This is a genomic window from Pseudomonas sp. TE3552, from assembly GCF_056278945.1.
This window is the reverse complement of the sequence record NZ_JBWBQJ010000001.1, coordinates 280,389-293,320: the sequence shown is the minus strand read 5'-3', so window position 1 is coordinate 293,320 and position 12,932 is coordinate 280,389. Positions and strand designations below refer to the sequence as shown.

General features: G+C 58.0%; 7 protein-coding genes. 1 reads left to right on the top strand and 6 read right to left on the bottom strand.

All coding sequences use genetic code 11. The features are described 5' to 3' along the window. Window positions 1-109 precede the first annotated feature (109 nt). Complete coding sequence (locus ACZ9BB_RS01300) at window positions 110-5,221, top strand: NEL-type E3 ubiquitin ligase domain-containing protein (protein ID WP_476212209.1); 5,112 nt, start codon at window positions 110-112, stop codon at window positions 5,219-5,221. Window positions 5,222-5,443: 222 nt separating this feature from the next. Here ACZ9BB_RS01300 and ACZ9BB_RS01295 read toward each other — a convergent pair whose 3' ends face one another. The 6 genes from ACZ9BB_RS01295 to ACZ9BB_RS01270 form a co-directional block, all read right to left on the bottom strand. Continuing rightward, a complete protein-coding gene (locus tag ACZ9BB_RS01295) occupies window positions 5,444-6,730 on the bottom strand; it encodes a hypothetical protein (RefSeq protein ID WP_476212208.1) in 1,287 nt (428 codons plus the stop codon). A gap of 50 nt (window positions 6,731-6,780) precedes the next feature. Further along, on the bottom strand, window positions 6,781-7,275 hold the full coding sequence (locus tag ACZ9BB_RS01290; RefSeq protein WP_476212207.1) for a CS1 type fimbrial major subunit: 495 nt from the start codon (window positions 7,273-7,275) through the stop codon (window positions 6,781-6,783). Window positions 7,276-7,322: 47 nt separating this feature from the next. Further along, window positions 7,323-8,066 (bottom strand): molecular chaperone, encoded by a 744-nt coding sequence (locus ACZ9BB_RS01285; RefSeq protein ID WP_476212206.1) that lies wholly within the window; start codon window positions 8,064-8,066, stop codon window positions 7,323-7,325. A gap of 59 nt (window positions 8,067-8,125) precedes the next feature. Then, window positions 8,126-9,388, bottom strand: coding sequence for a hypothetical protein (locus tag ACZ9BB_RS01280; RefSeq protein ID WP_476212205.1), 1,263 nt, complete (start codon window positions 9,386-9,388; stop codon window positions 8,126-8,128). Window positions 9,389-9,425: 37 nt separating this feature from the next. Next, entirely contained in the window at window positions 9,426-11,948 is a 2,523-nt protein-coding gene (locus ACZ9BB_RS01275; RefSeq protein ID WP_476212204.1) for a CS1-pili formation C-terminal domain-containing protein, read from the bottom strand. Window positions 11,949-12,056: 108 nt separating this feature from the next. Further along, window positions 12,057-12,551 (bottom strand): CS1 type fimbrial major subunit, encoded by a 495-nt coding sequence (locus tag ACZ9BB_RS01270; RefSeq protein WP_476212203.1) that lies wholly within the window; start codon window positions 12,549-12,551, stop codon window positions 12,057-12,059. Window positions 12,552-12,932: the final 381 nt, after the last annotated feature.

Below are 12,932 nucleotides of genomic sequence, written 5' to 3'. Positions count from 1 at the left end.
GTTGGATTGAGGCCTCTTTCGGGGCAATCCAACCCTTTATTTGAGCTTTTTTCGACCGCGGCACCTGCCTAACCTGAAGAGCCTGATTACAGCTTTAGACGGTTAGCACATGACGAACTTATCAAGGATTGATCAAAGACGCCGCAACACCAAAAACCAGGACGGCATTAATGACACCTGGATCGCGCAGGCGCTGCCCGCCTGGATCACCGACATTTCCCCTGTCAACGCTCGCGCATTAAAGGCTGCCCAGCGCGACTTCGCTCCGTTCAAAACCCATGCCCGCTCAGCTCATCATCAGCTCAAAGAGGCGATATCCGAGCACTGGTCTACCCAGAACGCCGTGGACGCCCTGCTTGATAACCTGACCGATGTTTACGCGTTTGCCGAACCCCTGTTGAAAAAAACGCTCAGCGAGCACTACGGCGACATTGATGTCAGGAACACCTACCTGCGGCTTTATGCCGCCGTCGGCCGCCCATGGTGGGTGCACGATTTCAAGGGTGGCACGAAGGTCCGGACGGTCTCGTTGCTGAACGCGGCCCTGCACAATTTCTCGGATGACGAAACATTCTCGGACTTTGCTTTTCTTGACGCGCCGGACCCGCGCGGACAGATGAAAACGCTGCACATCAACCACAGGATCACGGGAGCCCCGCTTACCGCCCAAGCGTTCAAGGCCATCTGCCGTGATCTGGACATCGGCGCCCGCTACCAGCAGGCACTGCGTCAGGCCCTCGGATTCGGCAGCCCCCAGGTCGCCAACAACGTGCGCACGGCGGTCATTGCCAGCCAAAAAGCCGCGTTGAAAGCAGCGGCGCATTTGGCACTGCTGAACAAACACATTGATGCACACGCCCATCGACTCATCCTCGATCTGGTCCATGGCCGACAGGATTTGAGGCTGGACGGCAAGCCCGTGAGCTACTACAACCTGGCCATGATGGAAACGGTGCTGGCGGGCATTCTGTTGATCACAACCGACCCGGGACCGGATGGCTCTCCCGGTCGCCTGATCGCCTATGTGCCACACGACAACCAACACCCACTCAAGGAATACCCCTCGCCCGCCGAGTTCATGGCCGAACTGACCCGCCGGCTGCAAGAAGAAAAACCCGCCAACGGACAGTCATCGGGTGGGTTCGGTTATCAACAGTTCTTCAGCCAATTCGTGCCCCACAAGGAGCGAGGGCATTTCTTCGCCAGTCTCAATCAACGCCTGAGCACGGTGAAATGGCAGCAACGAGATCGGCAGGCCGGCGGCCCCGTCTGGAGGGATACGCCGGTGGACAATCCCAACCTGAGTTTCAGCGTCCAGGCGATCACCGATGACTATCAAAACCGCTCGCCCGACCCGGCCCACGACGACCTTTGGCAATACCTGCTCCGGGTCAGGCTCAACAAGATCGTCAACGATGCCCGCGACCTCGCGATCTCCACCCAGGATGCCGACCGCATGGCGCGTTGGGCCTGGTGGGATAACCTGGAGAAGATGCTCTCGGACATTTTCAATGTTGCCCTGTTCATGGTCACGCCGTTCGTGCCGGTGCTCGGTGAGCTGATGCTGGCGTACACCGCTTACCAACTGACGGATGAGGTGTTCGAAGGCGTTGTGGACTGGGCTGAAGGACAGACCACCGAAGCGGCCGGGCATGTATTGGGCATTGTCGAAAATCTGGTTCAGTTCGGTATCTTCGGCAGCGCCGCCGAGCTCGGCAAATCCCTCTCCTCACCGTTCATCGACGCGATGAAACCGGTGCAATTGCCTGACGGCAGCCAACGCCTGTGGCACCCCGATCTCACCCCCTATCAACAGCACAACCTGTCATTGCCCGCCGATTCGACACCGGATGCCTGGGGGTTGCACCGGCATCAAGGCAAATCCATTCTGCCCCACGAGGGCAAACTGCTTGAGATCGAGCGAGAACCCTCCGGCCGGGTGCGGGTGATTCATCCTCGGCGGCCGGACGCTTATCGGCCGCAGGTGACACACAATGGCCTGGGTGCCTTCGTGCATGAAGGCGAACAGCCCAGAGCCTGGAGTGAACGCCAACTGATGCGCCGGCTCGGGCATTCGGTCGAGCGCTTTAGCGACGGCGAACTGGAGCAGATCCGCGCCATCAGCGGCACCGACCACGATGCGTTGCGGCGGATGTACGTCGAATCTGAAGCGCCACCGCCGCTGCTGGCCGATGCGCTGAAACGCTTCGAGGCGTATGAAGATGTCGCCCGGCTGGAAGAACAGATTCGCAGTGGTCTGCCGCTGACGCCTGATCCGGCTTCGGCCTGGTTCGAACAAACCGTGACCGAGCTGCCCGGCTGGCCTGAGGACAAGGCCCTGCGCGTGCTTCATCAAACCAGTGCTTCGGCCCAGGACCGCCTCTATGGCAATCCCGACGCCTCACCCTCGAACACCCTCAGCATCACGCTGACGGAGGTCATGGCCGGACAGTTGCCCGAGCGCGTGGTGGCGTTTCTGGATGAGCCCGAACTTGCCGTCATGCTCGGCCCCGACGTGCCACCGGCGCATCGGGCACAAGCCTTGCGCAATCAACTGGCCGACTACGTTGAAGGCCATATGAACAGGTTGGCCAAACAGACTTATCGCGCCCGGGAAAAAACCCGCGATCCGCAAGTGAGGCTGCTCAGAGACGCGTTCCCTGAACTGCCCTCAAGCATCAGCCAAACACTGCTGGCCAACGCCACGGGCGCGGAACGTTTCAAGATGCTCAGCGAAAAACGCCTTCCGTTGCGTATAAAAAATCAGGCCCGTGAGCTGAATTTCGAAGTGCGCGCGGTCCGGGCAACCGAGAGCCTTTATGGGCATTCGGGGTTAACAGCGGACACCGAGCGTCTGCTCCTGAATACGCTGAGACTGCACAGCGACGTATTCACCGACCTGCGTGTCGACATCCGCGACGGTTCCCCGCACGGTCGCTTGCGCTGCAGCGTTGGCGCGCAATCTGCTACCCGGGTCAGGACGCTCGTCAGCAGCGGCGTACGCAACAAATACGAAGTGTTCGACGAGGACAACCGCCTTTACGGAGCCAGCAGCCTCTATGAGTCGTTGCTGCGCGCAATGTCGCAGGATCAGCGCAACGCCTTGGGTTTCCAGCTCGGCCAGGGCAAGGCGCTCAAACACTGGTTCAAGCAAATCCTCGTCACCCCTGAAGTCCGCAGAATCGCGCTCGCCGAAATACCGATTCGCTCGCAGCGTGACCGGATCACCACCCTGCTGTTACAGGGTGGGGGGCTGAGCAAGGACGGTTCCGCCTCACTGGATCGGCGGGTTCGCGACCTTTACCCGACCTTCAGCGCTGAGGAGGCCACGCGATTTGTCGAGGCCTTGACCGCGCAAGGTGACCCCCTGACCGCCCTTTCGGCGCTTGAGGATGAACTCGACGACCTGCGCGTCACCCTCAATCAGTGGCGCTATCAGCAACCCGACATCTGGGGGCCTGACCCCCAGGGTTTCCGCGACGGCGGCGGGCGCCACATCGCCGAACGGCTGATCGAGTGTTTCGAACGTCGAAGCCTGGTGTTCGACGAACGCAGCCTGCATCCCCACGCCGGTTATCGTCTCGATTTATCGGTGGAACTGAGCAGTGTCAATCTTGAGACCTGGTGGAAACAGAAGCCCGATCTCAAGCGGTTTCTCGACAAGGTCTCGGTCCTGAATCTGGACAACACGCGTTTCTCCAGCGAGCCGGGCGGTCTGTTAAAGGACTTTGCTCACCTGGACGAATTAAGCGCCAGAGGCTGTCAACTGACTGAAATCCCCCAGGGCATCACCGCGATGCACGTTCTGTCGACACTGCGCCTGAACGACAACCACATTCGCCTGACAGCGCAAAGCGTTGAACAACTCAGCCGCCTGACCTACCTGAAAACCCTCAGGCTGGATCACAACCCCTTGGGCGCGCTACCGGACATCGGACGCATGCCCGGCCTGATGATCGTCAGCCTGCGTGACACCGGCATCGACACCTGGCCCCGAGGCACCTTCGGCAAACCCCGACCGCGCGGTTTTTTCCTCGACTTGCAGGACAACCCGCTGGCGCGTATTCCCGATGTGATCCCGGGCTCGAACGATGCCTTTGTGGTCGCGCGCACCCGGCTCAACGCGCAAGCGCTCAGCGACATGAACCGGTTGGCCTATGAAGACCTCAGGAGGTCCGTGGGGCTCAGCCCCCGACATGCCTATCCACCTGCCACCGACAACGATCTGGCCTTCTGGCCTGTAACTGACGACAGCGAATGGTGGACGCCCTCCCCCGGGCTTGGCCGATACCGTGGCGAGGCCTGGGGGGATCTGGCCGATGAACCGGACTCGGCGGGATTCTTTACCGTGATCCGCGGCCTCACCCAATCGGCGGACTATCGGGCTGGAGGCGAGTTTCGAACCGAACTGGCCAAGCATGTATGGCGAATGATCGATGCCGCCGACATGGATGCCGAGCTCAGGAACAGGCTCTTCACCATGGCCAGCTCACCCGTTAACTGCGCCGATGCCGGCGCTCAGTTGTTCAACAACATGGGGCTGGAAGTGCTGGCCTCGGAAGCCAGGTCATTGAGCACCTCGCCGCAGATGCTCGAACGTCAACTGGTGACCCTGGCCCGGAGTGCGGCGCGTCTGGATCACGTGAACGAGATTGCCCGTACGGACATGCAGGAACGGATGGCCAGCGGCCTCACGCCGGATGAAGTCGAGGTCTATCTGGCCTACCAGACCGGTCTGGCCCGACGGCTGGACCTGCCCTGGCAATCGCGAAGCATGCTTCACCGGCCGGTTGCCGGCGTGAGTGAGAGCATGATCGATAACGCCTACGACGCGGTGCTGTCACTGGAGTACGGTGACGGGCTGGTGAACCAGATGCTGGAGCAACGGTTCTGGGTTGAATACCTGCGCGCGTCCCATCCGCGAGCATTTGAGGAAAACACCGAGCTGTACGCGGTGGTCAAGGCCGGGTTACTGGCGGACTTGCGGCAGACGCAAAACGAACGGGCTCATACCCGGCACCGCACGGATGAATACAAGAACCAGCTCGGGGAAAAACTCAAAGAACTGGCCCGACAGCTTGCTGTTCCCGAGTCGATTGTGTTCACCGACAAGGAAATGACCGATGAGGTGTACAACCGATTGATCAACGACCTTTTCGACGACGAAAAGGAGCTGGCGCGACGCCTGACCCGAATGGCATTGAGAATGGCAGGTCATTGATAACGCCCTGAACGTTTCGACCATTGCCAGATGCGGTACCTGGAGGCAAACAGTCAGCCGGTAAGTCAAGACGCAGAACCTGTGGGAGCGTGGCTTGCCCGCGAAGAACGATGACGCGTAGTACCTGAAAAACCGCGGAGCATTCTTCGCGGGCAAGCCACGCTCCCACAGGATTTTCGTCGCTCAAATGTCTTGACTTACCGGCATTAGCCCAAGGCCATTTCATATTTCCGAATCCCAGATCACGACGATGTTCCCGGTATAGCGGGCGGCGACGCCAGGTTGCAGCATGTAATCCATGTATTCGCTCGCGACTTCAAAGTGCAGGATGCCCGGCCGATTGTTCACATAATTCAGGGCCTGGTATTTTTGCTCCTCCTCCTGACCTACACGTACCAGACGACGACGCTTGACCGGTACGCCAGCGAGATCGGTCAAGCCATCGGGCAGGGTGACGTTGAGTTCCACCAGAACGGCACGCTGCGAAACGGGGTCGCGAATCATGCAGTCGTACAGCCCGGGGATTTCGCAGTCGATTTGCATCTTGAACCGTGATGAGGCCGAGATATTGAAAACCTGGTCGCGGAACAGACGTACCGGTTTTCGTCCATGTTGCAGCCAGTTTTGCCACCCGCCGGCCGGCTCCAGCACGACTTTGTTACCACCCGGTGGAATATCGACCTTGAGCGTATGTTCAACGTTGAGGGTAAAACTCAATGTCAGGGTAGAGTCGCTGGGGTGCATGATATCGCCCATGTCGAAGTCCATGCCGGGGCCGACGCTGTAGGTCAAATCGCCGATAAAAACTCCGGAAGACATATGCAGCGGATCGGGTGTTCTCAATTCATAACCGATTTGCACCTGGTCATACCTGAACGTCTCGATTCGATATCCCGCAATTGCAGCACACTCGCCCGATGTGGGCGTCAGCCAGAAAAAAGTGCGCCAGGCTGGCTGCACGTACATGCCGCCACCAGAGCCCATGCAGGGCGCAGGTGGTGCCCATGTCCAGTCAGTCCCTCCCCATAAACGGCGGTGCCAGACCGAATTATCATTGGATGGTGAGCCTTCACCGACCAGGTTTTGCGCCGTATCGGGAAGAATGTAACGGCCACCGATAGAAACAATACGAACTTCGACCTCCGATGTCTCTGGCTGACCGTCGGCCTTTCTGATCGTGAGCCGTCGCCAGTCGGCCGGCACTTTGAACATTGCCCCTTTGCGGCGATCGGCATGCCCGGCCAGGATAGGGGCAATTGATTGAAACTCGATGGGGACAAGCAATGAGAACAACCCCTGCTCCTTGCAGAATTCAGGTTGAAGTGCGCAATGTCCGCTCACCGGGGTGTCATTGGTGAACTTGTTTTCATGGGGTTTGGACGGATCCGGCCTGAACGAAGCGCTGATGTCCATGGTCGCGGCGATCGCCGATTCAACGGTTAATGCACACAACAACACCCACCCCGCGCTGCCCTGGAGGAGGGTTTTACAAACACTCACTGATTTCATCTTCGCTCATGACTCCCTGTCATGGGATGGAGGACGTTTTTTTAACGGGCTCAGGGCGCCACGGCACTGAACACCAACAGCACGTTGCCGTAGTAACTGCCCGGTTTATAACCTCCAGTGGGGATTGTCGGCTCGATGTCCAACCGCACCCGACTGCCCGCCATGGCCTCCTGTGCCGAGACCACTTGCCGGGGCTGAGCGTCGTGACTCAGCTCCTGACCGTTGAAGCTGACGCGCAGGTATATATTCTCGGCATCGTTGCCGTTGGATATATAAGGTTCGCTCTCCAGCCGCGCTTCAATCGCGCTGGTGTCGTGCTTGACGTCGAAATACTTGCGCAAACCGCCCAAGGTTGAAGTATGAGGATTCCACGGCAATCTCTGCTCGCGATGAATCCAGTCCGTTTCCGCCGGTATCACGTAAAACGCCAAGGTGGGGATGTTCACCGAAATTTCGAACTCATGTTCTTCCCGCGCCGCGAACACCTGGGAGCTCATCAGCGTCGCGGCACTCAACGATGCCGCGAAGGCCCATTGCTTGATCATGTCTGGTACCTGTTCATCAAAGAAAACCGCAGCAACACGGGTCGGTGCTATCGGCTGGCAATGCGCATGGTCTTTTTGGCCTGGCCTTCAATCAGCTGGAAGCGGTACTCACGACCGGGTTTTTTCTCGAACTGAAAACTCTTTCCCGCGAGGATGTGGTGCTTGGTTGTCGGCTCGCATTCGGTCTCGACCTTCAACGAGCAGTTCTTGAACTCGTCGACTATCACCACGGTGTTGCCGTTGTTGCGAATGCTGTAAGTGCCCGGACCATCATCGATCACGCTGTCGTAACGGGTGTTTTTCGGCCGCACGAAGAACACCGTGCCAAAACCGGCCATCACGTTGACCCCCGCCGACAGGTTCTGTTTGTAGGTGTCGCGATCCTCCTCGGAAACGGCGAACTCATCCTCCTTTTCCGGCACCACGGGTACAAAACGCACGCGAAAATATCGCTCGGTTTCACGCTCGCCCATGTACAACAGACGCGAACCCTGCATGCCATTGACGGGCACGATCAGCCGCGCGGGGCTGGCCATCAATCCATCGCGGGCGCTGGCATCTGCCTGGCTCTTGACCGGTACTTCCTGCGGTACGCCATCGGCGTCATAGATGATTTCCAGGATGTTGACCTTGACGAACGCGGTGCTGTCCCCGCCGTTGAACACCCGCTTCAAGTAGGTACTTTTATCGCCATCCAGATAGTCGTAGACCGTCCCGACGTTGATGTTGGGCGCCGCCTGAACGGCCAGGGAAAACCCGCCCAGACTTACCAGCGCAAACAGACGCTTCATAACCTTGTACCTCATGACATTGAATACAACGCTGGCTCGACCGCTCGATGCACAGCCCATCAGACTTCCGAATCCCAGATCACCGTGACAGTCCCGGAATAGGTGGCCGCACGGCCGCTTTGCAGCATTAGGTTCACGTAAGTGGAATCGATTTCGAAGTGCAGCACGCCGGGGGCCCGATCGACATAGAAGGCAGGTTGAAACTGTTGAGCCCTACTCGAACCAGGATAAAAACGCTTGCGCTTGACCGGTTCCCCAGCAAGGTCCGTCAGACCATTGGGCAAGCTGATCGATATCTGCACCGCCGCGGTACGTCCTGAAAGCTGGTCAAAAATCAGGCAATCCGTAGTCCCGGTCAGGAAGCAACTCAGCTCCATCTTGAACCGCGACGACGCGGAGATATTGAAGGTCTGGTCCCGGAACAGCCGCACCGGTTTGCGCCCGTTCTGCAGCCAGTTTTGCCAGCCGCCTTCTGGCACCAGTTCAACTTTGTTGCCGCCGGGAGGAATATCGACTTTGAGGGTGTGCTGTACGTCGAGGCTGAAGTTCAAGCCCAGGGTCGTGCTACTCGGCTGCATGACATGACCCATGTCGAAATCCGACTCCGGGCCCACGGTGTAGCCAATACGTCCGTTATACCTGCCCGACGCCATTTGCAGCGGGTTCGGGGTCTCCAGTTGATAGGCAAAATCCAGATACTCATAGCGCAGCCAGGGCACGTCGTACCTTGCATACTTGGTGCAATGCCCTCGAGTGGTCGTGGTTTTCCAGAAGAAGTTGTACCAATCCGCGCCGTAGGAACTTAACCCGCTGGATACACACGGAGGCGGCGCAAAGAGCCAGCCACCACTCGTCCACAACAGGTCATGGGCCTGTGGCAGGCTGACATCCTGATCGACCAGTTCGAGCACGTTGGGTGATCTGACTCGGGTACCGACCCCCGAGATCCGGACCCTCAGCGTTTGCGGCTCGCCGGTCGTCTCGTGAAAAACCGTCAAGTTCCGCCAGCTCGACGGTAGATAAAATGTCGGCCCCTGCCGCGGGTCGGAATAGCCAGGAGTAATCGCGCCGTTGGATTCGAATGTAATCGGCACCCGCAGGCTGAACATTTGATCATCCCTGCATTTGTTCGGGAAATCGGCGCAGTAACCACTGGGCGGCGTTGTATTTTCAAAAATGTTTTGATCCGGTTTCGAAGGGTCCGGTTTGAACATCGCCGTGATGAACACCTCCTCCGCTTCGGCCGAGTGTTGAAAACAGCCGATCAATAATCCGACGATCGAAAGCGCAAGAAACTTGCCGTACCGCCTTTTATGAGCCATGGGTTTATCGTCCGAAAGTTAATATCTGTGTGCGGCATCAGCCCGCTGTTTCAGGCGCAAACGTTGCGTCCGCCAAGGTGTCCGGGCTGCAGCGCAGGTCACCGATCATCAGCACGTCGTTTTCACTGCGGTACTTGCCGGTATCGAGTCGGAACTGGCACAGCAACTGATCGGCGTAACGCACTTGCAGGGTCGGCGAGCCGGCGTTCATTTCCATGGAGAAGAACCCGTCCACTTCACTCACCCCGCGGCTGGCGTGGTTGATCACGTGATGGCCCTTGAGCGGCCGACCTTGTGGGTCAAGCAGGCGACCGAGCACGGTCAGGGTTTTCATCACGCGCACCTTGCGGTACTCGACCCCGCCCTTGTTCAGGTGATAGCGGGTGCGCGCCGGCTCGATGGTCGCCGCCGGAACGTGATTGCCTTCGAAATCGAAGCTCACCGAGCTGTTCTTGTAGGCGGTGATGGGGATGAAGTTGCGCCCCGGTCGCAAGGCGGCGCTGCCGCCGCTGAGGTCGTCGGCGCGTAAGGCGATGCCGTCGATATCGGACTCGACATCGACGATCATCCCGGCGCCCCGCCCCTGGGGCTGGCTGGTCATCACCATCTGCTGGGCGCCGATGGCAACCGTGCTGTCCAGGTTCAGGCCACCGGTAAAGTTGCCGTTGTAGGACGAGCGCTGCACAAACCCGTCGCCCCGCATCGTGTCGGTACTAAAGTTCGCCAGGCTCGACACGCCGACGCCATAGGTATCGGTGAGTGCCGTCACCGAAACGCTCTGCAATATGTGGTCCTGCAGGTCTTTGCGGTAACCCAGGGAGGCGTTGTTGTCACGGCTGCCGTCGCGCGCCGTGCGCGAACCGATGCTGCCGGATATTTGTTGTCCCGGTGTCCCCAGCGCGACGTTGACGCTCAGGTCGACGCCGCGATTACGATCATTGCCGCTGCTGTAGCTACCGGGACGATCGAACAGTGACAGGCGCCAACTGGCATCGCTGCCAAACAGCTCGCCGCGCTGCGTCCATCCCAGGTCCACGCCAACGCCTTCGACATTGCCTTCGCTGTGGGACACCCGCGCGTTGACCGAGCTTTTGCGACTGATGCGGTGGCTCAGCGCCAGGGATGAATTGCTGGTCTGGCCGGTGAACACATTTTGTTGGCGCACCCGGGTGCCGTCGGGCAGGGTGTCATAGGTGTAAGTGGTGTCGAGCCAGCTGCGGTTATGGCTGACCACCAGGCTGCCAGAGCCATAGTTGTACAAGCCTTGCAGATCGACCCCGGTGCCGTGGTCTTCGGTCTGATACACGTTGGCGTAAACGCTGAAACTGTTGGCCAGGGTCCAGTCGATGGAGCTGCCGTATTGCAGTTTTTCGCGTACCTGACGCAACGACAGTCCGAGAATGGCCCTGGGGTGCAGCAGGTAGTTGATCGACGCGCCCGCCGTGGCATCACCACTGGTCTGTTGATCCCAGTTGCTGAACAGTTTGCGTTCCTGCCCGGCAAACAGGTTGTAGCGCCAACGCTCATCGAAGTTGCGCCAATTGTTCGGCTTGTACACCAGCTCCTGGGTCGTCGAGGTGATTTGACCGTCTTCGATCAGGCGTACTTCCACTTCGTAAATGCCACCGGGCAACGGCCGGGTGTCGAGGGTTTGCAAGCCGGCCGGCACCGATTGGGTATTGATCAGCAAACCGTCGCGGAAAATTTCCACCGAGGCCTGCCGGTTGGCAGTGACATAGATCGGATAGACGCTCGGTTTCGGGGTGTCGATCGCCAGGCTGTCGGAACTGCCGAACATCATGCCCACCGCAGTATCGGGGCTGGTGCCGAAAGTGCGCGGCTGCCGGGTCAGGCCTTCGGAATTGGGGGTAAAGAAGCCCAGGCGAAAAAAACTGCCTTGCAATTCACGCTGGGTATGGAGTTCATGTATGGCGTGATAAAGCTTGTCATCGGGCCCACCGAGACGGGCCAGCTGCATGTTGAATGTCTGACTCCAATTGCCCAGGCTGCCACTGGCTTCCAGGCCAAAACGGCCGCCCAGATCCTGTTCCTGCCCACCATTGAGGTTGAGCTGATTGCGCACGATCAGACCACTGCTGCCACCCTCGGGCTGGTCGTAGTAACGCTTGGCCTCAGTGTCGCGTTCGGCATTTTCAGTACCGATCGACACCAGTGAATTTTGCAGGTTGTAGTGAATGGCCTGCATTTGCTCCGGGCACGTCCCCGTGCAAGCCCCAAGGCTCACACCGGATTTAAGATAAGTGGCCCAACTGTCACGTTCAACGGCACTGATATTACTTTCACTGGTATCGGTGAATTCAAGTAGGGTAATACGGTCATCACGAGACAATACAATCATGGCCTCGCCAAGCGGCTGCTGATCAAGTTCCACCCTTACTGCCAGCGGAACATCAAAGAAGTGCTCTTCAAAGTCCGCCGGCAAACCTTTGGCCTGAGACAACAAATTTCTCGGCGTATTAGCAACAGTAGCGGGCGCTGCAAAGGCACTGCTACAAAGCAGCAACGCAAGCGCAGCCGCGATGGGTGTCATCGGGAACATGAACACGTACTCTGATTACCAATAGATTAAAGCCCGGCCGACAAACAAGCGTGTTTGCCAACCGGTTACGTTACTTAAACAAGTAAGCGTTTACTGCTTTGTCGACACTCATGGAGTGATGGTAGGAGGAACGGCATCGTAAACGACGGCGACAGCGCCGGTGTAATCGCCTGCAGGGTGGTTCGCACCCACCGCGCTGATGCGGATTGGCGCGCGATAATTCACATCGGACTCTTGTTCACCGACAACCATCTGCGGTGTATTGGTGAGTACAACGTCATTGAACGCGACGACCAGATCAATCGTATTGGCCCCACCGTAGAGCCGCGGCGTCCCTTCCACACTGGCGTGAACCGAACCGTTGTTGTTGCGTACATCGAAATAACCGACCAAAGGAGTCAGGGTATTGGAGCCTGTGCGCGGGCTCATGTCCTGATCCTTGTTGACCAGGTCCGGATCGACAGGTGTCACGTAGAAACCGTTTTCCGGAACGGTGGCGATCAGACTGATGGAATGCTGTGCTTCCCCTGCAGCAAAAGCCACAGAGGAACTGAGTGCCAGAATGGCCAGTGGAGCAGTCATCGCAATTTTCTTGAACATCATCTAATACCTGTCTTTTTATCTAAGGATTGGCTCATTGAAGTCAGAAAACCTCTGATCGGCCACATAACCGTCAGAGGCTTTGTTGAACTTTCAATGCCGGAAGATCATCAAGCAATCTCTCCTGGAAGTAAGCAGGCAACTTCTGATGAGCGTGTAGCCAAATGGACATGGCAGCCGCGTGAAAAAACCCGACATATTGAAATAATCAAACAGTGACTGTAAGAGACGGACTACAAATCATGCAAAACACGACCTGCCTTACTTATTCAACACCGTGCAACTTCCGTAAGACAAGTACCACACTCCCTGAAATTAAAGGCTAATGTCCACGTATTAGAGAGTTAACACTAATTCTCTGTAATTAACAGGTATGTGAATGTG